The sequence below is a fragment of the Kaistia sp. 32K genome (genome assembly GCF_016629525.1).
Taxonomy (GTDB): Bacteria; Pseudomonadota; Alphaproteobacteria; order Rhizobiales; family Kaistiaceae; genus Kaistia.
The window spans coordinates 4,540,328-4,562,064 of record NZ_AP024269.1; the positions used below are offsets into that span (position 1 = coordinate 4,540,328).

Consider the following 21,737-nt stretch of genomic DNA (forward strand, 5'->3'; position numbering starts at 1 on the left):
GGCAGCCTCCAGGCCGGCCTCCGGTTTGCCGAGACGCAACAATTCCCAGGAGGGATCAATGAGGACGTTGCTCGCTCTCGCGGCATTCGCGGGATTGACTCTTGGAGGGCCGGCAGCGCTTGCGCAGCCGGTCTCGCCCGAGGAGGCACGGGATATCGCGCGGGAGGCATTCATCTATGCCTATCCGCTGGTGCTTTCGGGGGTGACCTTCGATGTCGGCAAGAATGTCGAAAAGCCGATAGGAACAAGCGCGCCGCTGAACCAGTTCGGCCATATGCGCGAATTCCCGGATGTCAACTTCACCATTGTCGTCCGGCCGAATGCCGACACCCTGTATTCGTCCCTCGGCTATGACGTTACCCGGGAACCCCTCGTCATCAGCGTTCCGCGATCCGACGGACGCTACTACCTGCTGCCGTTCCTCGACATGTGGAGCGATATCTTCACCGTTCCCGGCACACGCACCAGCGGCAATGGCGAGCAGGTCTTCGCGATTGTCGGCCCCGACTGGGAGGGAACCCTGCCCGAGGGCGTGACGGCATACCGGAGCCCGACGGGTCTGGGGCTCCTGATCGGGCGGACGCAGACCAACGGCAAGTCCGACTACGAGGCTGTCCGCAAGTTCCAGGACGGCATGCAGGCCGTTCCCCTGTCCGCCTACGGCAAGCCCTACACGCCGCCGATCGGAGTTGTCGACCCCGATCAGGACATGAGTGCGCCGCCAGATCAGATCGACCACATGGACGCGGCGACGTTCTTCGCCAAGTTCGCCGAGTTGATGAAGGACAATCCCCCGCACGCCAACGATCACCCCATGCTGGACCGGATGAAGCGCATCGGCATCGAGCCCGGCAAGAGCTTTGATCTCGCATCGGCCCCGGAAGCCATCCAGGAGGCACTCAAGGCAGCTCCCGGCGTGGCGCTGCCGCAGATCAAGAACGCGTGGGCCACGGCCGGGGTGATGGCGAATGGCTGGCGGACCAACGTGACCGCCATCGGCACCTATGGCACGGACTATCTGCATCGTGCCGGTGTGGCTTATGGCGGCTATGGCGCCAACGTCATCGAGGACGCCCTCTATCCGACGGCGTTCGCCGACTCGGAGGGCAAGCCGTTCAGTAGCGAGAACCGCTATGTCCTGCATTTCGCCCGGGATCAGATACCGCCCGTGCGCGGCTTCTGGTCATTGACCATGTATGACGAGCGCCAGCTCTTTGCGCCCAATCCGATCGACCGCTACGCCATTGGCGACCGCGACCCGCTCGTCTTCAACGAGGATGGCTCCCTCGATCTCTATGTGCAGGCGGCTTCGCCCGGCCCCGACAAGGAAGCCAATTGGCTGCCGGCCCCGAAGAGCGGTGCGTTCACCATGAACCTGCGCCTGTATTGGCCCAAGGCCGAGGCGACCAATGGTTCGTGGGCGCCTCCGCCTGTCCAGCGCGTGAACTGAGACACGCCACGAGCCATGACAGGAAGCGTCGGTTCGCTGACCGCTTCCTGTCATGGAATGCGCGCCTGGCTGCCCCAGGCGCTGGTCGCTTTGTGTCTGCGAGAGAAATGTGAGGCTGCACCTCGACCAGCTCCAAAGCATCGAGCCGACAGCAGAAATACAGTGCGGCGGGAGCGCTCGGATCGAGATCTACGAAGTGGTTGCAGCCGCCGTTCAGAATTGCTTGCACGAACACGACGGATATTTGATGTGGGCAAGAACACCAATCGCGAGGATCGATGAGCAGACTTGCAGTTCTTCGGGTTGCTGGCGCGGGTTTGGCACTGCTGACCAGCGCATGGCCCACCTCCGCCCAGGTCAGGGACGGCGTGCCGGAACTGATGCCGGGTGTGCCTGCGGGCTACCTCTTGGAGGATGAGAAACTCGATAGCGTGGCTCTGCTGCCAGCGCCGCCGGGATCCGGTTCGGAATCAGGCGCGCTTGACCAGCAGATGCACAATCGGGCGGCTGCCCTGCGCGGGACGCCGCGCTGGGAACTGGCGAAAAGAGACGCGAGCCTCGCGCCAGACGACGCCGTTGGCGCCTTTGCGTGCGCTGTCGGTATCGAAATTTCCAGAACAGGAACGCCCCGGCTCTATCAGATGCTTCAACGGGTCATGGTTGATGCCGGCACGTCGGCGGATGGAGCCAAGCGTCGCTACCAGGCCCTGAGGCCGTTCGTCGTCAATGGCGAGACCATGTGCACGCCTGAGGAAGACGCCGAGCTCCGCGCCGACGGGTCCTATCCCTCCGGGCACACGGCCTTGGGGTGGGGAGCAGCCCTCGCTTTGGTGGAGGTGGCGCCGGACCGCGCCAATCAAATCATTGCTCGGGGCCGGTCGTTCGGCGAAAGCCGAATGATCTGCAATGTCCATTGGCAAAGCGACATTCTGGCAGGCCGCTTCATGGCAGGAGCGACGGTCGCGAAGATCCATTCCAATCCCCACTTTCGCGAGGACATGGCCATAGCCCGGCAGGAATATCTGAGGGCCCGTGACGACGAAGTGAAACCGTCACGTGACTGCAACGCCGAGAGTTCGGCATTGGCGATCCGGCTGCCAGGCGCGCTGTAGGCCGGCGGCTCTCGAACTCGCGACAACTCGGCCAGGACGTCATTCGCGCCCCTCCACGCGAGAGGCAGCCTCGAGGCGCGCCTTCTCAGCCGGAGTGCCTAGGTCGTGGCCTTCACGAATTGCGTCGAGACCGACCATCACCAACAGCCGCTCGGCCCATCGGGCGAACGGGTAAAAACCAACGATGTCGTGAAGTTAAATGGCGGAGAGGGGGAGACGCTCTCCGACAGGTGGCAAGACCTCTTTTCCCCCTTGACGTTGCTGCCTTTTGGCTCCCTCTATGGGGGAGCATTTTGGGGGAGCAAGATATAGAGCATGGCCGGTCCGCAGCAATATCTAGAGTGGCATGGTCAGCAGTGGCGCGTAGTAGTTTTCGTGCCCCGGAAGCTCCAGACGATCCTTGGCCGGACCCGCTTCAAGCAGGCCCTTGGCACGGCGGACCTCAAGGAAGCCAACGAGCGGAAGTGGGCTGTCGTCACCCGCATGAAGGGTGCCATTGCGCAGGCCCGCCGTGCCGCCGCCACGAGCGATCCCCGTGAGGCCGAGGCTCTACGCTTGCGCCTCCATGCCGAAGATGAGGGCACTCAATACTGGCTCCACGACAGAGCCCAGCGGATCGCCGCAGCAGAAGGGCATGAAGCCGCCGTCGCTTTCTATGGCCTTGCCAGTGGACAGACGACGCCCCTAGACCACCACGCGAGTGCCTTCCTCACCTTCAAGGCTGACTATCGGTTGAAGACCCGAGGTGACTTCGAGCGCGTTCTGCGTTGGCTTGGCGGCTGGCTGAGGACCGAACACCTGCCGGTCACGCTTGAGGCCGTCACGCGTAAGACGGCAGGCCGGTTTATCGAGAAGTCACTTTGCATCGGGCGTGATCGTAAGAAAGCCACCGCCTATCTGGGTTTCCTGCGTGAATACTGGAAATGGCTGAAGCTGCGCGGCCATGTGGAGGATAGTCCCTGGATAGGGCAGGAAGTTCCCGCCGCACCGCGCCCGGACCGAAACGCCGAGCCCGACAGAGGCAAGCGGGCGTATACGGACGATGAGACGGCCCGACTTGTACACGGCCCGATGACCGACCTGATGCACCCTCCTCCGAGCCTCTACCTCCCGGACTTGATGCGTATTGCAGCCTTGAGTGGCATGCGCTTGGAGGAAATCTGCCAGCTTCGCGTGGCCGACTGCATTGGAGGCAGCTTCCAAGTTCACCACGGCAAGACGACCAATGCCGCGCGGACCATACCAATCCATCCTGGCCTTGCTGGCATAGTGGCCCGTCGCAGCGAGGGGAGACCAGCGACTGCCCACCTAATTGACGGCCTACCGCCGCCACCGCCCTCCCGTGATAGCCGCTCGGACCCTGCCGCCAAGGCATTCACCCGGTATCGCCGGAAGATAGGCGTGGACGAACGGCCCAACGACAAGGCCAAGAGCAACGTGGATTTTCACTCGTTCCGCCGCTGGTTCATTCGCAAGGCGGTCGAGGCCCTGGAGGGCGGCAATCCCGGCTTCACGCCTTGGACCATCGCCGATGTCGTCGGTCACGATGATGAGGGGGCTAAGGACATCCTGCGACTGACCATGCGGCACTACCCCGGGCAGTCGGGGGAAGCCGCCAAGCGTGCCTTGGTGGAAGCCGTCAAGCTTCCAGATGCCCCTCGCGCCGGCACCAAACAGGCAAGCCCCATCGCGAATCCCAAGCGCTAGTGATCAAGACAACTCAGAGGAATTCCCCATGACCGCGACCACTTCCACCCGCTTCCCGGCCGTCTCAAACGCCACCAGCAACGCCGAAATGCTGGAACTACTGAAAGCCCCCGAGAAGGCCATCGCGTTCGCCATCGAGCATATCGAGGAATTCGAGGTCCGAGCCTTCCTGATGGAGTGGGCCTCCGGCGCCGACCTGACCCCGTGGGTGAACGGCTGGAAGAGCGACCTGGAGGCAGGTAACGGAGCGCCCCGCCGATAGGGGCAGAGAGCCACCCGAAGCGCCGCCCTGCAACATCCTCGTCGGCCACCATCACGGGGGAGCGAGCTCTACACCGGGCCGCTCCTCCCGGCCACCATCACGGGGGAGCGAGCTCTACACCGGGCCGCTCCTCCCGGCCCTCCATACGGACATATGTATAATGAGTACCAACACCCGGCACATCCGCGCCCTACTCGACGCCCAGCGCCGTCTCCTGGCGGAGCATCGCGACCTACCCGTGACGGTGGCCGCGACCCTGCTAGGCGTCGCCGTATGGGAGGACCATGTGGACAGCGCCGGGGAGCGAATGAGCCTGGAAGACCTCGCGGCCCGCATTGGGACGGCTCCCAGCTCCCTCTCGCAGCACATGCGCTATCTCGGGGAGCGCTATAGGTTTGAAAAGCCCGGTCTCGGCTTTGTGCAGACCTACGAGCACCCGAGCAGCGGACGCAAGAAAACATTCCACCTGACGCCCCGGGGGCGCGGACTCATCCGGCAGCTAGACTTGATATTACGGAAGGCGGATTAGCGGAGCGGCTACTGCCTAATTCCCTTGTACTTGAAAAGGAGCTATCCGCCGCCAATGCCCTATCGGAAGCCGACGACACAGCGGAAGCGCCTTGAGCAGGGTAGCGACGGCCTCCTGGAGCGCTGCCAGCAGCACATGCAGAAGGCGACATATCCGAAGACAGCGCGGGACCTCGTTGACCTCTGGTATGGCGATTGGTGGGGCCGGAAGGACAAGCCCTCTAGCATGGTACCTAAAGCCCGGGGCTGGCATGTGGACCGGGTGACGGAGTGGCTCAAGCGCCACGAAAAGGCCGGCCGACTGCGTGTTGTGGACCACAATGGGAAGTGGAATACGCGGCGCTATCTTCAGGTGGACGGCGCGAATTGGCGACGCGGCAAGACCACTGTCACAACGCCAACACTCGGAGAAAATCTCCGCATTTTGGACCGAAAAATCCAAGTAAAATCAGATGATTAGAAATTGCCTCATACTAGAATTTAGACATATGCCACCGCAATTCGCCTTAAGGGCATAGCGCCGCCGACGCGCCGTCAATTCGCTGGTATTCAAACGCTAGTTCTCGACCGCCGTCTTTTTCAGCCCCGCTTCTGTCCGCCGCCCTAGGTGGCAACTTCCCGCCTTCCCACCCTCAACAGATTCATCATCCGCCCGCCTCTCCTCTAGGTCTCGACCGTGAGGACGCGGGCCTTTTGTTGTCCCGAAAGGACTATCTCAATGGCACGTCAGCAAGTTCGCGAGGTCTCTGCGCCCAGCGCCATCCAAGGCATCGCCACCCCGGTCTCCTCCTATGTCCGCCCCGCCGAGCCCGGCCGATCCCAACTGCACGACCTCGCGGCGGGCCTCGCGGCCTTCGACGCCGGGCTTGGGGGATACCTCAACAAGAAGAAGGCCGAGACCGAAGACGCGGACAAGGCCCGTGCCATCGTGGACTTCAACCGGAACAACCAGGTCGGCTGGGTGGAGGCAGTGCGCCAGGGTCTGGTCCCTGCCAGCTCTTCTCCCGTCTACATGGAGTCGTACAAGAAGGCCCAGGGCAACCTTACGGGCCTCCGGTACGGCGACAAGTTCTCCCTCGACTACCAGTCCTGGGAGGGCCGCCACGATGCGGACAGCGATGCATACGCCGCGTGGGTAGCCAATTGGATGAAGGAGAACGTGGGCGACGAGCAGGACCCTCACGTCCTGTCCGGCCTCGCGCCTCACCTGGAGCGCATCACGGTCTCCGGATACGGGACCTTCATGAAGGAGCGCGACGATCGCATCACGGAGGGGGCCCGGGCAACCACGGGTGCGACGATCACCCACGCCCTAACGGAGACCCTCGACGAAGGTCGCGCATCGGGGAATACGGACTGGAACGCGTTCTGGGACAAGACCATGCAGATCCGAGCAGAGGCCCTCGCCCGGGGTGAGCAGGAGGTCCCAGTCGACAAACTCATCGTCGACTCCATCCTCCTCCAGGCCGAACGTACTTCCGACATGGAGGTCCTAAAGCTCCTCGACAAGAAGCTCCCCGGCAAGGAGCACCCGATGAACTTCGACCCGAAGGTCCGCGAGGAGATGACCAAGACCCAGGACCGCATCAAGGCGGCCCAGGGAGCCATGGGGTCTGAGATCGCCCGGGAAAGGGAGAGGCAGGAGAAGGCACAGCAGGAGGAATGGTACTCGGAAGCCTACGCCACGATTTACCAGGGCAAAGAGGTTCCCGAGGAGCTGATCGTCAAGCTAAGCCGTAGGGACGGCGAGGCCCGCCACAAGCTGGCACAGGTCAAGAAGCAGTTCATGTCCGGCGGCAGCCAGGAGGACCCTCATTCGATCCTCCAGGTCTACGCGGACATCGACCAGGGTGCCGGCAAGGACTACGTCCGCAAGATGATGGATCTAGGTGTGATCAAGGACCCTGCCACCTTCACCAAGGCGATCGATCGCGTGGAGGCGGTCAAGAAGGCTACCGCCGAAGGTGGGGTGTTTACGTCCCCAACCTACAAGGACACCGTGAAGCTCCTGACCCGCGAGGCCGGACTTTCGGAGCTGGCGGCCAAGATCGACGGAGATATGCCAATCTCCCCAGAGGCCTATGAGGCACTCTACGACTACCGCCAGATGCTCCTCGACTGGGACAAGCGGAACCCCGATGCCTCCATGATGGAGAAGGAAAAGGCCGCCCGCGAGATGGGCGATGTGATCCGCAATCGCCTCAAGCCGGACCCCAACGACACCTACGTCAACATCTACCAGTCGGAGGCGAAGAAGGCGGAGGCCGATGCCCGTGCGGCCCAGGAGGCGGACCAGTCGGCCCAGGAGGCAGACCGTAAGGCCCAGGCGGCCCAGGACGAAGCCTCCTACAAGGCGACGGACAGTGGCGGATGGTTCCAGGACGCCCTCAGGGCGGCTGGAGATGTGCTCGGCATCACGGGTAATGAGAAGATGCCGCCTGCGCTGGAGACACAGAGCCCGGCCCGTCGGAGTGCCGTGGAGGCCATCTCAAAGAGGCACGGGGTCTCCCTCGACGAAGCCAACCGTCTATTCCAGGAGGAACTTGACGGCCTGACGGGCGGGGACGGTGTAGACCCAACCACCACCAACTCCATCTCGTCCCAGACTCGGGGGGACCTCCAGAGCCTCTTCGACAATCCCCCCACCCGCCAGGCTGGAGGCACAGCCTCCCTACGGGACCTCATCGCTTCCGCCGAGGGTACCGAGGGAGGGGGCAGGCGGTCCTACAACGAGACGCTGGGCCATGGGGCCCTCACGGGTGGTGACGTCGAGATCACCTCCATGACGCTCGACGAGGTGGACGCCCTCCAGTCAAAGATGCTGCGTCATCCTGACAACAAGTGGAACTCTTCCGCAGTCGGCCGATACCAGACAGTGCAGCAGACCCTCAGGGATGCCCGCACGGCCCTCGGCCTGAAGGGCTCCGACAAGTACGACGCGGCGACGCAGGACCGTGTTGCAGACTGGCTCCTGGAGCGGCGGGGACTCAGGAAGGTCCTGCGCGGGAAGATGACCCCGAGCGCCTTCATCCAGAGTATGGGCGGTGAGTGGGAGGCGTTCGCCCCGGGCATCAGGGGATCCAAGGCGGCCCGTTCTGCACTACACCAGGCCCTGGGGACCCAGAGGAACGGATCGAGCCGCCTCGTCACCTCCAATAAGCGCGGCTACCAGCCCGACCTGGACCACCTCAAGCCTGACCTCAAGAACCGCGTGGCGAGCCTTCAGGCAGCTTGGGGACGGGACCTCCCCATCGTGTCCGGCTTCAGAGACGCGGCACGCAATAAGAAGGCGGGCGGTGCGAAGCACAGTCAGCATCAGCATGGCAATGCGGTGGACATCGACGTCTCAAGCCTGAGCAAGGCCGACCGCGTCAACCTCATCCGCCTTGCCTCACAGCAGGGCTTCACGGGCATCGGCGTCTACGCCAACAGCCTCCACCTGGACCGGGGCCGGCGCCGCTACTGGGGGCCGTCCCACCACGGCGGAAGCCTGCCCGGCTGGGCCAAGGCCGCCATCCAAGACCACATGGGCCGCAAGCAGGCCTAAGGAGATCATATGACCGAGGAAGAACTCATCCAGGAGGCATCCCGCCGCCTGGACGCGAAGCTTGCTGCCCGAAGCGCCCAGACCGCCCCGGCCACCGAGCAGTCGCCATAGCCCCCGGCCGAGCAGCCCACCGAAGCCCCGGCCCCCGAGGACGAGAGCAAGGGGTTCCTCGATCGGGCCGGCGAGGCCTGGAGGTCGGCCGGCGTGGGTATGCTCAAGGCCGCCAAGGCGTACTTCCTCCGCGAATACCCCGAACTCCGACCCATGATCCTCACCCGCCAGAAGGCGGCCCGTTGGGCGATCATCGAGAACCGCAAGGCCCGCACCGAGGGACACCCGGGAGCACGAGACCTCCTCAACGCCCTGGGGCCAGCCCGGTAGGCCCTGCGCCCAGACCAACACACATCGAACAACCTTGGGGGACGGCCACTGCGCCGTCCCTTTCGTTATCGGAGACGAGAATGAACAAGTTCAATGATTTCCTACTAGCCGTAGAGGACGGAGAACAGGTCACCGCGACCATTGCCCATTGGCACGAACCCGCCCCCCAAAAAGGCGGCTTCAGCATTCCAGCCTGTAGTTATGGCGTGAGCCTCGTGGTGGGCGGCCAGTTCGTGCGGCAAATTTGGGGAGCCGGTTACGCTCCCGAGCCAATCCCAGCCATCTCCCATGCACTGGGGCGCGTGCTGGAGATTGTGCCCGAAACCTCCCCTCTTGAGGTCGAAGCCATGGCGGATTTCGGGCTCTACTGGGGGCCAGACGGCTATGTCGCCAACAGGCTTTCAGGCCGAACGCTCGCTGGGCGCAATCTGGCCCTGTGGCCGCTCATGCAGAAGCTTCAGGCCGCTCATCGGGTAGGACGCTGGCGCTTCATGCCACTGCCAAAGAAGGCAACCGACCGGTGGTCCCTCCTCAAGGCCAAGGAGACTGACCTTCTCGTGGCGAGGCCGGCGGCCCTCAAGCATAAGGCCGAACACAACCCGACGCCCGACACCTATCCGAGGGGCATAGCGTTCTTGCAGGGCGGCACCGCATGACCTCCCGCAATCGACGCATCACCCAGGCGAAAGACATCAAGGGACGCGCCCATGGCCCTCCGAGCTATCCTCGGGAACATTGCGTGGTGCCGGGATGTCGGCGGCCGACACAACGCTCCGCCTCACTGGGACTGTCGGAGACCTACTGCAAACGCCACAAGGAACACCTACGGACCCACGGCCACGAGCACCGCAAATCGTACTCCAAGGCGGAACTAGTGCCCTTTCGGAGGGCCGCGCGGGAATGGTTCGTGGAGCATCGGGAAGATGGCCCCGTCCAGATGGCCCTCCGCTCATTGGCGGGTCTCATGTCCTCCCAGGGGCGCTCCTCCGATGCATACCACCAGCGCAGCATGTCGCCTGTGGCGAAGGCCCGGAACACCCTCGCGAGGCTCCATGAGGCAGGGAAAACCGCCGAGCAGCTATTCTTGACCGTCCTCACCATCCAGGCGGCCCATGCTGCGATAGGGCCCTGGGGCGCCCCAGACTGGGAAACCGTTCAGGTGGGCAAGCAGGCGAAGAAGCTCCGAGGGGCGGCAGGAACACACTACCCGGACGCACCCTCCCGGTATCCCCGAAGCGAGGGGCTCTACCTGCGCCATCTTGGAAGGATGATCGAGGAGCGGGCCTCGGCAGGGATCGGCGGCGACACCATCGACCGCATCAGGGAGCGGGCAAGGGCCACCAATAGGCCTGTCCGTCCACCACCAAGGCCGCCGAGGGACGACACCGGGGACGAACTCCGACGCATGCAGGCCTTCATTGCCGCCCTACGCGGTGGCTCCCGCACAGTCACAGCCGGAGGATAACACATGGAGGAATTTGACGAGGCATTGAGTGAACAATCAAGGGGGAGGAAGGGCCTTCGAGTAAACAATGAGGACGCCCCCTCATCTATCTTCCTCGACCCATGGCTCACCGCAAAGGGAGCCCCGCTTGTCGCCCTGGTGGACCACCTCATGCTCATCACAATGCCCGACACCACGAAGCGCACGAGGTCTCTCCGCCATGACGCGGCCCAGCGTCGCCGCTTCGTCATGGGGAACATCGCGGCCAACCTCGTGCACCTAGCCCTGGGCCCATCACGCGAGGAAGGTGGCCTCCTGGCAATCGCTACGGCCAAGACGAAACCCACACGCTACGACCGCGAGGACTACCCTCAAGGCATACTCGCCGGGTCCGTAGCGGCTCTTGAGGACGCAGGAATGCTGGTCTGTCACCCGTATGTGTTCAAGCAGCGCACGACGACGGTGGAGCCTACGCCCGCGTTCGTCGCGTGGATGCACCGACATGGGGTACGACTCGCGGACATCGGCAGGGATGCGGGTGGGGAGACCATTTGGCTGAGAGCGCGGGAGGACGAGAACGGAGAGACTTTGCGTCGCCGGCAGTACCACAACCAGACCATCGGCAAGACGCTTGTGCAATACGATGACACGGAGGAGACGGAACGGCTCCGCGCCGAGGTCGAGCGGCTCAATAAGGTCCTCAATGGGGCCGACATAGCCTACGCCGGGGAGCCTATAGGTCCGTTGGCCTTGCGCCGATCCTTCCTGCTCCGGTCTCCCCACGCTCCCCAGGAGTTCAATCTCAACGGCCGCATCGCCGGCGGCTTCTGGCAGACCCTCAAGACACGCAAGCGGCATCTCATCACCATCGGAGGGGAGGACATCGCGGACCTGGATTACGTCTCGATGTTCGCAATGCTCACGTATCTCAAGGCCACCGGAAGCCTCCCGGTCGGAGACCCCTACGACATTCCCGGCCTGGAGAAGCATCGGGACGGGGCCAAGCTGGCGATGATCTCCTTGCTATCCCGAAAGGGCGACATGCAGCTCCTCGCCCCGAAACTCAAGGCCGCGCTTCCCGAGGGCTGGACCGCGAGACGGCTTGTGGAGGCCATGACGCTCAGACATCCGGCCATTGCGCATTTGTTCGGGCGCGATATCGGCATTGAGCTGATGCACACCGAGAGCCGCGTGCTTATGGCCGTGCTTCTGGAATTGGCGGACAGAGGCATCCCCGCGTTGCCGATGCACGACGGGATAAACGTGAAATGGTCCGACCGCGCGAAGGCCATGGAGGTCATGCAATCGGTCTCCGCAAAGCTGCTAGGCGTGGCGTTGCCCGTAAAGGAAAAGCCGATCCGGAGACCACAGGCGGCCTTGGCGGCTTAACTTGCCGCTATACCTTCCTCTAGGCCTCTCTCCCTCTAGGAGCGAAGGTGGTCTCTCCTCTCATCATCGACCTCTAGACCGAGAGGAGAGGCCTGCGGAGCGACATGAGGCGAGGAGCAAGACCCTAGCTTTAGTGCTCAATGTGACTGACTTCCTCCCGGACAACCTTCTAGCCTGTCTCACGGCCCAGAGAGGGTGGAGGGATCATCCCCGCCTAACCCAGTCACCTCATGCACTCCCCGGCAAGTCTCCCCCATCCGGTCAACATCTGGCCGGCTTCTCGCCACCCTCGTCGTCCACCATGCCTCTCCCTCCGGCCTATCTGAGGGTCTCCCCCCCCCCGCCAGGGGCAAGGCGCCCAAAGTCGACCTGAGGAGAGGCCTGAAGGAGGGCTTCAAGGGAACTTGTGGGCCAAGGGGCGATGGTGCGAGCAATACGAAACAGGAAGCTACCCTGGAAGGGGCCTGGAGCCGGGTCGGAGAGGTTGGTAACTTCTCCCGTAAAGTAATCTTTGGCTTTCGGGCGTTTCAGTCGGGCTCCGGCTCCGAGAACGGCTCTACATGGCCGAAGTCGACCGTGCGCAACTTTGTCGCTGAATTTACGACAGCATCATCGACCTCGGTTTCTTCACTTCCCTTCCCAGTGATCGTCACCGCCACCTGATAGCGGTGATCGATCGTGATGCCTTCTGCGGTGCCACCGAGAGAGACGTAGTCGTCGTCGATGCTGTCATGAATGGAAAAGTTGAAGCCAGCTTGGAACCTGAGCGTAGCATTGACTGTAACGAGGAACGTCACGCTCTGCCCATCGGAGGCCACAATCCGCTGCTCGTTACCGCCTGTATACTCAATCGACTCAACGTTTGCTTCCTCGACTTCGGCGTCCCACTCCATGAATGATGATGCCTCGACCTGAAAATCAAGCTCATCGAGGTCGCGCTGTATTGCATCCAGTATCACTGCCGCGCCATGACCATTTGGCTCGCTCGCCAAGGAGCTAAGAAAGTTTGCGACAATTGCTTCGTCCTCATGAAACAGCGAAAGCGCTTTTCCCAAATCGCTCGCGCAGTACAGATACTCGCTCCCGTCGCAGTATTCTGCCCATCCCTTGTCCTTGCTCACCGCTAGAACCGGTCCGTGCTCCTGAGACCACTTGTCTAGGGCCGCGAGCGCTACAGCATCGGGAAACTCGTGCTTCTTGTCAGCGCCGGCGAAGGGTGGTTGATTCTCAAAATACCGTTCCATTAACTCGGCCACGCCTATCGCCCCGTTCGAAGAAATGATTTCAACGCCGATCTTCTCGCAGAAGGCCTGTAGGAGGGCATCAGCGTGAGCGCCGATCGAGTCCGCTGGCGCCATCTTGGCTGCAAGCTCTTCAACTAGGCCTGCGTGTTCTTTCCAGATTTTGCCATACGCCTTCACAGTGGAGGCGAGCTCGCCGTGGGCGGTGGCGTGGCGCTGCGCCATATGGCTTCCCACCTCCTTCGCCACGACATCGGATAGGATGGTTGCGACTTGCTTGGCCTTGAGGGTTTCGAGGCTTAATAGGATGCGGTTGTCGAGATTTCCGTTGTTGTTGAGCCCATCAATGATGTTCGTATCGAGCGTGAAGCCGACAATCCCGCCTTCGGCAATCAGCCCCCTGAACTCATCTGCATCGAACTTCGGCATGCGTTTTCTCCTAGCCGAATGAGGTCATAGGGCGTCGGCAGGTGACGTGGTGTCGGCGGTCAGTTCGTCCGCAGCCCGAAGGCGCTGATGTGACGCTTCCTGAGCCTCGACGAAGAAGCTTTTGCCTGAGATTCCTGCGCGATCGAAGAAGGCCTGATTTCGCTCGCGGGCATCGCTGAGAAGAGTGTCCCATGCGATAAGCTCGATCGACCCTTTGAAGCCTGAACGCGGTTGATAGAAGCGCCCGCGGCCATCGGCCGTGCGATCCCATGAATAGGTCCAGTCGTCCATCTTGCCGACGATGTCAGCGACTATAAAGCAGTAGAAGACCGTGTCCTCCTTCAGCTTTATGGGGCGCCCCTTGACGTCAAGCTTCCCTCCTTCGAGCAGCCGGCGCACATAACGCTCGACCTGGTGTTGAGGGTTCTCGTCCGCCGCATAGCTGGTTCGACCCGGCCGCTTGAACTCAACGAGCAGCACGCGCGAGGGATCGTCAGTTTGACGTAGCCCGTGGACGTGATCGAAAATCAAGACATCTGGTCGCTCGTCGCTGGTGACCGCATCAGAGAGATTTTGGAATTCCTCATCCGAGCTGAAATACTGCGCAAATGTCAGCCGCTCATCGATAATCCAGAGATCGTGCGACGCCGCCGGCACGACTTTCCTGCCGCCATCGGATAGGGTGTTGACCCGCAGTGGGCAGATGAACGAGTGCAATATGTCTTCGCGCTGATAACTGCTGTCACGCGTGTCGTCGCGGACCTTTTCCAGAAGGATCTCGATGAAATCGAGCACGACCTTTCGGCGGACGATGTACTCGGTGAGGCTTTTCTGCTCGGCTTCCTCAATTGCCTTACCGGCGGCTTCGATTGCGCTCGCGAACGAATTGACGTCGACAGCAGGCTCCTTCAACCGCTCCAGGACGGCCCGGATTTTTTCCGCTTGTCGCTGATCGCGGCGATAGCGCTCACGCGAGAGATGCCCAAAAATCGCGTCATCGTTTAGCTCACCCGAAGGGAGTTTTTCTTGCAGTTCGTCGACGTCGCCGAAAGCAACAGATGGGTAGGATTCCGTAATCGCCTTGACCCGCGTCCGCTGGTCTTGACGTAGCGACAGCAACGGCTCCGCCAGAAACTTCTCGATATGCGGTGTGCAGACATCGCTCACGATCCGATCGAGGACGGCATCCTCGAACTGGAATTTCGTTCGCTCCTGGTTGACGTTGTCGTCGAGAAACTTGCCGGTGAGGACGGCGTGGAAGACCCGATCCTCATTCGGGCCGAAATACTTCAGACCTAGTTTGCCGTCGATCTTTTGAGAATGAACCGTTCGGTCATGCGCTATGAAATGGACGAAGTGCGACCCTTGCAGATCCGCACTCGCAACCTTGTCGCACTCCATCAACGTGAGTGTCAGCGGCCCGTAATCAGCAGTAGGTATTTTTTCGATGGTCTCGCGGCGGTGGATGATCGAGCTTATTTCATCCGGATAGTGCCGGGTTTCGTCACCGCAGTGCACCGTGATGCGGGGGGAGCGTGACCCGATGAAGGTCGGCAAGAAATGCGACGTAAAATGCTGAAAGACATATGCCGGACGCCCCGGGAATTTGGCCTTATAGCCATTGTCCCGGAGGCCATCGAATTCGATCAACACTCCGGTGTCGGGGGCAGTGCCCTTGGGCTTGCCCTCTTCATAGTCCTGTATCTGATCGGCTTGTGATAGTACAAACCGAAACTTCCGGCGCTTTGGTTCGCCAGTCTCGACCGACGTGCTGGACACGCTGATCGCTTCAAAGCAATCAAGCCACAGTAGTCGACCTACACCTTTACCGCCCCGCGCAATCTTGTTGTCGGTGTCGGTAGTGGTAAACGCGTCATAGTTCCTGCCGTCGAGCCCCACTCCGTTGTCTTCGACTACGATCTTTGAGGGGGGCTGTCTGCTCGCCATGGTGAGCGTGACAATGATCTTCCCTTTGTTTGCGACGTTGTCCTTGAACCGGTCCTGGGTGCTATGGATTGAGTTACTGACCGCTTCGAAGAGTGGCTGCATGGCGTCAGCTGCGTTGGTCGGCTTGGGAAGCCGATCAATTCTTTTGACGAGATTTGTCTTCAATGATGGCATCTATTCCCCCCGCAAATATAGCTTATTTGACGAGTCTTTCTGGGTCCATCGTCAAGCGTGGATTGTAAACGACGCCCCGCTCAGGACATCATCAGCCGACCGCGTCGGTAGTGATTGAGCGCGGCACACTGATAGGGCGCATCGGTCCGGCCCACACTCTCTCGGCTAGCAGAACCCAACGAATGGTAGGTTTGGGACGGCGACGGTAGGGTCGGCAACCGACCGGCGGCACTACGTCTCATCGAGTCTGATTCATGCGGTGCCCTGTGTGGACCAACTCCCGGAGATGATATTCGCTGATAGTCGGCGGGCTCAATGTGAGGAAGTTGGGCTCGGAGATTGTCCACGAAGTTATGCGAACGGCTTCAGCGCGGCTGCTCGGCGTGGTGTCACCCGTGAAGCAAAAGCCGATATGAAACCCGGAGGTCGGCCAGAGGCGGCTTGACGGGATAAGTGGCCACTAGTGCCCTTCAAGTCTCCCTTAACTCAAAAGGGGTCGGGAGCACATGCGGTGTCCTCCCCCCACCCTCGCCCTCTAGACCCGAGGAGGGGCTCAAGGGGAGGACATGGGGCGAGAGCTAGAACCTGGATCCAGTGCTCAAAGTGTCTGCCTACATACCGGAAGACCTTAGGCCTCGCCTCACGGCCTGGAGAGGTGGAGGGATCGATCCCCACCTCACCCCAGCCACCCGGGGCACTAACCCGCAAGTCTGTCGTTCAGCCGCCCCTACGCGCTAGGCAGGGTCTCTCCCTCCGCAGTCCCGCGACTGGGCCTGACGATGGGGGTTGCCCCGTTCGACCGGTTCAGCTCTTAATTGTACCCTCATTCGACTGGCAGCGTCCTAAGAGGAACCTCGCCAAATGCCAACAGGCCAACTCCCCATGTCGGCCCAGTTCGCCATCTTGGCGGTTCTCCTTTTGGCCCTCTACGGCTTCGCCCAGCTAGTCTACGGTCCAACGGAGGACCAACAACGCGAGCGGTACTTTCAATCGTTCCGAGAAGTCCACTCATGCACAGATCGAGGCAGCGTCATCATCTGCCGACATCCCTAAGTTCCAGGGCCCGACACCGAGGAGCAACGCCATGCCTGCGCCCGCCACCAAGGATGACCTCAAGTCGGCCCTCGCACACCTGCATAAATCGATCGACTTGCAGACCAACAAGCTGACCATCAGGGTCGCGCTGATGATGGTTGCCTTCGTCGTCATCGTCTACGCACTAGCTGTTACCCGCTAGGGGGACACAATGCCCGAACTCGTCACCAAGAATCACCTCAGGTCGGCCCTGCACCTCTCAACGATGAGGGTCGGCCTGATGATCGGCATCACATTCGCCGGGCTGTTTGTCGCCCTGGTGTTCACCCTGGCGGCGTAGCTGTTCCCGGATTGCGGAAAAGTATCCGCCGCGCGAGCAGCCCAACATACGTGACATATGACACGTCACCTCATGCCCCCCCGCCAATTTGGCCCAGGGATGAGCCTGCTTGACAACTCACAGGGAAGAGGCGGCTCGAATTGGGCCAGCCAACCGTCAACGTCTTCCACGTTGACTTGAAAGCTACTGGTCGGGGCTAGGGCATTTCGGACAGTCAGACGGCGAACCAACTCATGGCGGTCAACGTCTAGAAAATGAATCTCGGTTTTTGCACCAAGCGCCGCCGCACCGTCCCGCAGACGCTGGCGCTCTTTCGCAGACCAAAAGCCCCACTCTAGTATCACATCAACATTGACGGCCAACAATTGTTGGGCCAGCCCCCACTGGAGGGCTTCGACAGAGGCGCGGGCATTTTCGTCATAACCATGCAACCCAAGTGCGATCATCCACTCATCGGGCGCGAGCCTGACCGCTCTCAATTCGTGCTCAAGTCTTACGGCGAGCGTCGTTTTGCCTGAGCCCGGCAAGCCACATATCAAGTGAAGCGTTGTCATGGGAGGCATGATGGCACACCTGCTGCCCTTTACTACTCAGAATGGACGTCCTTCTCCCGCCAGCAGCCATTCTCGGACTGCGAAAAAGTATCCGCCGCGCGAGCGGTCCAACATACGTGACAGCGGGCGAGCTTCCCCCCGTATGGCCCCCGCCGACTTGACACAGGGCCTCGGCCGTGGGGGCGTCGCATCAAGCTCGCGTCCACCGGCCCCTCCGTGGCCCCATCGAGCTCCCTCATCCTCGCCCCGCGCCTACCTCTCTCCCCCCGCCCGCCTCGGCCCCTAAGCTCACCATATGGGTATACCTTTAGCGAACCTTTGTGGAGCCGGTTCGATAAATACCCTTTGACAACCCAAAGCGAACCAACAATAATGAGACTATCCAAATCGAACTGAGGAGGTCTCGCCATGTTCGTCCGCGCCTATCTCCGCGCCTCCACCAAGGAACAAGATGCCAGCCGCGCCAAGGCGGACCTGGAGGCGTTCGCCAAGGAGCGGGGACTGAGGATCGCTGCCACATACCTGGAGAATGAGAGCGGAGCTTCCCTGGCCCGCCCCGAGCTATTCCGCCTCCTCTCAGACTGCCAGCCCGGAGACATCCTTCTCATCGAGCAGGTGGACCGCTTGAGCCGCCTCAACACGGCCGACTGGGAGCGCCTCAAGGACGAGATCAGGCAGCGCCGGGTGCGTATCGTCGCCCTGGACCTCCCGACCTCCCACGGCATGGCGACGGCCAAGGAGGACGACTTCACGTCCCGCATGCTGGACGCGCTCAACGGGATGCTTCTGGACATGCTCGCCGCAATCGCCCGTAAGGACTACGAGGACCGGCGTAGGCGTCAGGCGCAGGGCATCAGCAAGGCCAAGGAGCAAGGCCGCTACAAGGGCCGCCCCGAGGACGAGGGACGCAACGCCGCCATCATGTCGATGCTCAAGGGCGGGCAAAGCTGGAATAGCATTGTGGCCGCTACGGGGGCTTCAAGGAGCACCCTTGCGCGGCTGGCGAAACGGATGACGGAGGAGGCTTAGGCCGTAGCCGCCTCGCCCGCGAATGCCACCTGGCCGCGATTCGCCCAGACAGCGCCCATGTCGATACCGCCATCTAGAGCTTCTTTCATTCTCGCAACTGCGTTGTCTGAGAATTGGGGGTGTTTAGCCTTCCCGAACTCAAACACCCGACAACATGCGGGATCAGCATCGATTCCTAGATGCATGCGCAGAGCGTGGGACCGGGGGGCCGTGAGTTTAACCTTTTTCGCGAGCCCTGTCGCAGAGAGATAGAACTTCTTCTGAAGGTCAACCTCGCGAACCGCCGCTGCATTTTGTGGATCATCTCCACCAATGAATTGAACGGGCGCCCCTTCCTTTTTAGCAAAGCGGACCACTATGGCGGTCCCCTCGCCCTCAATTGTGCTTGCTATCGTATTCAGCCGGGGAAATATTTGGCCAAGCTCTACGCCGGCCCTCACTGCCCGTTCGATACGATTGATATCCCTTTCCGAGATCTCAATCTCCTCGGCCGCCAAACCCTCCATAGCTAGGAGAGTCCGAATGCGAGCCCGAGCCTCATCACGTTTTCTGTTCCCGGGCTGGAGCAACTGGGTGATGAGCTGAAACTCCCGATCTATCAAGAAGTCAAAGTTACCGGGCGGCATCGTGGATACCGGGAGAACCCTAGAAGGAATAACGGAGGAAAGGTCTATCTCCAGCGCTCTTCGCATGTAGGCGTCGAATGCTGTGATCGTCGCCCTCGTGTTCAGATAGAGGACATCTTCCTCAATAAAACCGATCCAATGCTGCTCAACATCTCTAAGTGAGTTTATCATGCGGAAGGTCCCGGCCTCAGCATCAGTGAGCCCAAACTTCTGCCGACACACATGGAGAGCACTTAGAAAGCCGATGCTCTTGCCGCTCTTCGGCTCAAAGACCTTTTCCCGGTTCTGAACCAGAACCCCCTTGAGCAGCATTTCGCAAGCATGCTGGAGATGGAGCAGTACCGAGCATACACGCCCTCCCTCCTCGTAGCTGTTGAATGCACTCATGGCGGTCCGCATTGAACAAATCGCCTTGTTCGAAAGCGTCCGCGCGTCACGGATTAATGCCATGGCAATCCCCCCGCCCGCGACTTTATCTCAGCTCTTGCGCGAGCCAAGCCGAACAAAATTGGGGGAGCAGTATGGGGGAGCACCCCAGACAAGTTAGACACTAAGTCATTGACGACAAAGGCTCTTGGGGGAGCAAAAAGCTAATGGCGGAGAGGGGGAGATTCGAACTCCCGATACCCTTGCGAGTATGCCGCATTTCGAGTGCGGTGCAATCGACCACTCTGCCACCTCTCCGCGGTGGCGCTGTCTAGCGCGATTGGCCTGATACATGGGTCGCGCGGAGATGACAAGGGGCTTCGAATCCTTTCCCACGTCTTGTGGATGAAGTTCGCCTCTCCCGTGGCGATCCGGCCACCAGGCCTGTCGATCGGGGCGCGACGGGAGCGCGAATGTGTTCCCCTCATGCCGCCTAGGCTTTCGCACGGGTGCCCGGCCCAAGAGGCCGCGGGGCCGGCGCCTGCCGACAACACGGCGCTCCGAGCCAAGCGCCTCGCATTCCCTCGGGAGGGCCGGAATGCCGTCGCCCGCCTGACACCCAGCCATGCCCGGCAGCACGGCAACCATCTTTGCCAGAGATCAGGAGGGATCCTCGAACGTCGCGAACAGCCTCAGCGACGCCTCGATCCCGCTAGGCCGGGCTCGCCTCCGGCCAGGGAGAAACCGGCCCAGGACGAGACGCGTGACGGCAGGGCATCCCGACAGCCCGGCGGTTCGCCGCGCTCCTGACCTGCGGGGCTTCCGTTCAAATCGGGGTCCCCGCACCCCGCCAAACGCACAACGCGCCTTCCGCCCCGGGCGGGCGTCACCGGGCCCGCCGCCCCCGCCGCCAACGGGGCGTCGATGCTTGCTCTCAACAAGGAATTTGGGGCGCGAAAGGGGCGGTTTCGCTTGACAGAGGGCGGGCTGTCCCTATAGATGCGGGCCGAATGGCGGCGCGGCTTTTGGGCTGCGCCATTTCCATTTCATGAAACCCTGACTGAAGAAGCCGATCCTCGAGGTCGAGCTGAACAACGGAAAGAACAATGTTCGCAGTCATTAAGACCGGTGGCAAGCAGTACCAGGTTGCCGCCAACGACCAGATCGAAGTCGAGCTTCTGACCGGCGCCCCCGGCGACCTGGTGACCTTCGAGGAGATCCTTCTCGTCGGCGGCGACAATGGCGTCACCGTCGGTGCCCCGCTCGTGGCCGGCGCCACGGTCTCGGGCGAGATCATCGAGCAGTTCCGCACGCGCAAGATCCTCGTCTTCAAGAAGCGTCGCCGCCAGAATTCGAAGCGCAGCCGCGGCCATCGCCAGAGCCTGACCCTCGTCCGGATCCACGAGATCCTGACCGACGGCGCCAAGGCTTCCGGCAAGAAGGCCACCAAGGCAAAGGCCAAAGTCGCAGCACCCGCGACCGACGCCGCGCCGGCAGCGCTCGCAGGCGGGCTCGACAGCTCCAACCTCTCGCTGATCTCGGGCATCGGCCCGACCATCGAGAAGAAGCTGCGCGCCGCCGGCATCACCTCCTGGGAGCAGATTGCTGCCTGGACCGATGCCGACATCGCCAAGTATGATGAAGAACTCGCCCTGCGCGGCCGGGTTGTTCGCGAAGAGTGGGTCCAGCAGGCCTCCGAGCTTCTCGCCGGCAAGCCGCCGCGCGCCAAGATCGACCAGGCTGAGCTGAAGTCTGGCGAAGATCGGTGAGCCGCGCTTCCTAGCGCGCCCCTAACAACGGATCAGGAGTTCGATCATGGCACACAAAAAGGCAGGCGGTTCCTCGCGCAACGGTCGCGATTCCGCGGGTCGCCGTCTCGGCGTCAAGAAGTTCGGCGGCGAAGCCGTCATTTCCGGCAACATCATCCTGCGCCAGCGCGGGACGCAATGGCATCCGGGCACCGGCGTTGGCCTCGGCAAGGATCACACGATCTTCGCCACCACGGACGGACACGTATCCTTCCGTAAGAAAGCCAACGGCCGTACCTACGTCTCCGTCGCCCCGGCGGCGCTGGAGGCTGCAGAATAACCGGCATTTCCAAGGAACGCCGGTGTCGCATCAGACCCGGCCGACCGAACGGCAAATGATCCGCAAGTGATCAAGGGGAGATGGGGCA

The 21,737-nt window shown here is 61.7% G+C and carries 18 protein-coding genes and 1 tRNA gene; 14 read left to right on the forward strand and 5 right to left on the reverse strand.

Going from position 1 to position 21,737, the window contains the following annotated elements:
• The first annotated feature begins 58 nt into the window (after positions 1-58).
• From K32_RS20940 to K32_RS20980, 9 genes are all read left to right on the forward strand, one after another.
• Positions 59-1,450, forward strand: coding sequence for a DUF1254 domain-containing protein (locus K32_RS20940; protein ID WP_201401366.1), 1,392 nt, complete (start codon positions 59-61; stop codon positions 1,448-1,450).
• Positions 1,451-1,728: 278 nt separating this feature from the next.
• Complete coding sequence (locus tag K32_RS20945; RefSeq protein ID WP_201401367.1) at positions 1,729-2,562, forward strand: phosphatase PAP2 family protein; 834 nt, start codon at positions 1,729-1,731, stop codon at positions 2,560-2,562.
• Positions 2,563-2,877: 315 nt separating this feature from the next.
• Positions 2,878-4,269, forward strand: coding sequence for a DUF6538 domain-containing protein (locus K32_RS20950; RefSeq protein WP_201401368.1), 1,392 nt, complete (start codon positions 2,878-2,880; stop codon positions 4,267-4,269).
• 28 nt (positions 4,270-4,297) lie between these two features.
• Positions 4,298-4,531: a hypothetical protein gene (locus tag K32_RS20955; protein WP_201401369.1), complete on the forward strand. Its 234-nt coding sequence runs from the start codon at positions 4,298-4,300 to the stop codon at positions 4,529-4,531.
• A 160-nt stretch (positions 4,532-4,691) separates the two neighbouring features.
• Complete coding sequence (locus K32_RS20960; RefSeq protein WP_201401370.1) at positions 4,692-5,060, forward strand: hypothetical protein; 369 nt, start codon at positions 4,692-4,694, stop codon at positions 5,058-5,060.
• A gap of 717 nt (positions 5,061-5,777) precedes the next feature.
• Positions 5,778-8,606, forward strand: a complete 2,829-nt coding sequence (locus tag K32_RS20965; protein WP_201401371.1) for a D-Ala-D-Ala carboxypeptidase family metallohydrolase — start codon at positions 5,778-5,780, stop codon at positions 8,604-8,606.
• 204 nt (positions 8,607-8,810) lie between these two features.
• On the forward strand, positions 8,811-8,987 hold the full coding sequence (locus tag K32_RS20970; protein WP_201401372.1) for a hypothetical protein: 177 nt from the start codon (positions 8,811-8,813) through the stop codon (positions 8,985-8,987).
• 80 nt (positions 8,988-9,067) lie between these two features.
• Positions 9,068-9,643, forward strand: coding sequence for a hypothetical protein (locus K32_RS20975; RefSeq protein ID WP_201401373.1), 576 nt, complete (start codon positions 9,068-9,070; stop codon positions 9,641-9,643).
• A gap of 812 nt (positions 9,644-10,455) precedes the next feature.
• Positions 10,456-11,820, forward strand: a complete 1,365-nt coding sequence (locus K32_RS20980) for a hypothetical protein (RefSeq protein WP_201401374.1) — start codon at positions 10,456-10,458, stop codon at positions 11,818-11,820.
• A 527-nt stretch (positions 11,821-12,347) separates the two neighbouring features.
• On the opposite strand, the gene K32_RS20985 is transcribed toward K32_RS20980, so the two are convergent.
• Complete coding sequence (locus K32_RS20985) at positions 12,348-13,490, reverse strand: PIN domain-containing protein (RefSeq protein WP_201401375.1); 1,143 nt, start codon at positions 13,488-13,490, stop codon at positions 12,348-12,350.
• Positions 13,491-13,514: 24 nt separating this feature from the next.
• The gene (locus tag K32_RS20990; protein ID WP_201401376.1) at positions 13,515-15,611 is read right to left on the reverse strand and encodes an ATP-binding protein; all 2,097 of its coding nucleotides are present in this window, start codon (positions 15,609-15,611) and stop codon (positions 13,515-13,517) included.
• Positions 15,612-16,695: 1,084 nt separating this feature from the next.
• Between K32_RS20990 and K32_RS20995 the strand changes: the two genes are divergently transcribed.
• Both K32_RS20995 and K32_RS25040 read left to right on the forward strand, forming a co-directional pair.
• Positions 16,696-16,848 carry a hypothetical protein gene (locus tag K32_RS20995; RefSeq protein WP_201401377.1) on the forward strand — a complete coding sequence of 51 codons (153 nt, stop codon included), beginning with the start codon at positions 16,696-16,698 and terminating at the stop codon, positions 16,846-16,848.
• A gap of 9 nt (positions 16,849-16,857) precedes the next feature.
• Complete coding sequence (locus tag K32_RS25040; RefSeq protein ID WP_256434762.1) at positions 16,858-16,986, forward strand: hypothetical protein; 129 nt, start codon at positions 16,858-16,860, stop codon at positions 16,984-16,986.
• 65 nt (positions 16,987-17,051) lie between these two features.
• Here K32_RS25040 and K32_RS25100 read toward each other — a convergent pair whose 3' ends face one another.
• Positions 17,052-17,549: an AAA family ATPase gene (locus K32_RS25100; protein WP_371812735.1), complete on the reverse strand. Its 498-nt coding sequence runs from the start codon at positions 17,547-17,549 to the stop codon at positions 17,052-17,054.
• Between the two features lie 399 nt (positions 17,550-17,948).
• Here K32_RS25100 and K32_RS21005 point away from each other — a divergent pair, with 399 nt between their 5' ends.
• Positions 17,949-18,569: a recombinase family protein gene (locus tag K32_RS21005; protein ID WP_201401379.1), complete on the forward strand. Its 621-nt coding sequence runs from the start codon at positions 17,949-17,951 to the stop codon at positions 18,567-18,569.
• On the opposite strand, the gene K32_RS21010 is transcribed toward K32_RS21005, so the two are convergent.
• A complete protein-coding gene (locus K32_RS21010) occupies positions 18,566-19,582 on the reverse strand; it encodes a hypothetical protein (protein WP_201401380.1) in 1,017 nt (338 codons plus the stop codon). The genes K32_RS21005 and K32_RS21010 overlap by 4 nt on opposite strands.
• A 207-nt stretch (positions 19,583-19,789) precedes the next feature.
• Positions 19,790-19,879: transfer RNA gene (locus K32_RS21015), tRNA-Ser, on the reverse strand.
• Between the two features lie 788 nt (positions 19,880-20,667).
• On the opposite strand from K32_RS21015, the gene K32_RS21020 reads away from it, so the two are divergent.
• Both K32_RS21020 and rpmA read left to right on the forward strand, forming a co-directional pair.
• On the forward strand, positions 20,668-21,330 hold the full coding sequence (locus K32_RS21020) for a 50S ribosomal protein L21 (protein ID WP_201401381.1): 663 nt from the start codon (positions 20,668-20,670) through the stop codon (positions 21,328-21,330).
• Positions 21,331-21,376: 46 nt separating this feature from the next.
• The gene (rpmA, locus tag K32_RS21025) at positions 21,377-21,649 is read left to right on the forward strand and encodes a 50S ribosomal protein L27 (RefSeq protein ID WP_018183092.1); all 273 of its coding nucleotides are present in this window, start codon (positions 21,377-21,379) and stop codon (positions 21,647-21,649) included.
• Positions 21,650-21,737 lie beyond the last annotated feature (88 nt).

Excerpts from the sequence above, each read along its gene's own strand:
- K32_RS20940 (WP_201401366.1), top strand. The coding sequence starts at position 59 with ATGAGGACGTTGCTCGCTCTCGCGGCATTCGCGGGATTGACTCTTGGA.
- K32_RS20945 (WP_201401367.1), top strand. The coding sequence starts at position 1,729 with ATGAGCAGACTTGCAGTTCTTCGGGTTGCTGGCGCGGGTTTGGCACTG.
- K32_RS20950 (WP_201401368.1), top strand. The coding sequence starts at position 2,878 with ATGGCCGGTCCGCAGCAATATCTAGAGTGGCATGGTCAGCAGTGGCGC.
- K32_RS20955 (WP_201401369.1), top strand. The coding sequence starts at position 4,298 with ATGACCGCGACCACTTCCACCCGCTTCCCGGCCGTCTCAAACGCCACC.
- K32_RS20960 (WP_201401370.1), top strand. The coding sequence starts at position 4,692 with ATGAGTACCAACACCCGGCACATCCGCGCCCTACTCGACGCCCAGCGC.
- K32_RS20965 (WP_201401371.1), top strand. The coding sequence starts at position 5,778 with ATGGCACGTCAGCAAGTTCGCGAGGTCTCTGCGCCCAGCGCCATCCAA.
- K32_RS20975 (WP_201401373.1), top strand. The coding sequence starts at position 9,068 with ATGAACAAGTTCAATGATTTCCTACTAGCCGTAGAGGACGGAGAACAG.
- K32_RS20980 (WP_201401374.1), top strand. The coding sequence starts at position 10,456 with ATGGAGGAATTTGACGAGGCATTGAGTGAACAATCAAGGGGGAGGAAG.
- K32_RS20985 (WP_201401375.1), bottom strand. The coding sequence starts at position 13,490 with ATGCCGAAGTTCGATGCAGATGAGTTCAGGGGGCTGATTGCCGAAGGC.
- K32_RS20990 (WP_201401376.1), bottom strand. The coding sequence starts at position 15,611 with ATGCCATCATTGAAGACAAATCTCGTCAAAAGAATTGATCGGCTTCCC.
- K32_RS20995 (WP_201401377.1), top strand. The coding sequence starts at position 16,696 with ATGCCTGCGCCCGCCACCAAGGATGACCTCAAGTCGGCCCTCGCACAC.
- K32_RS25040 (WP_256434762.1), top strand. The coding sequence starts at position 16,858 with ATGCCCGAACTCGTCACCAAGAATCACCTCAGGTCGGCCCTGCACCTC.
- K32_RS25100 (WP_371812735.1), bottom strand. The coding sequence starts at position 17,549 with ATGCCTCCCATGACAACGCTTCACTTGATATGTGGCTTGCCGGGCTCA.
- K32_RS21005 (WP_201401379.1), top strand. The coding sequence starts at position 17,949 with ATGTTCGTCCGCGCCTATCTCCGCGCCTCCACCAAGGAACAAGATGCC.
- K32_RS21010 (WP_201401380.1), bottom strand. The coding sequence starts at position 19,582 with ATGAGTGCATTCAACAGCTACGAGGAGGGAGGGCGTGTATGCTCGGTA.
- K32_RS21020 (WP_201401381.1), top strand. The coding sequence starts at position 20,668 with ATGTTCGCAGTCATTAAGACCGGTGGCAAGCAGTACCAGGTTGCCGCC.
- rpmA (WP_018183092.1), top strand. The coding sequence starts at position 21,377 with ATGGCACACAAAAAGGCAGGCGGTTCCTCGCGCAACGGTCGCGATTCC.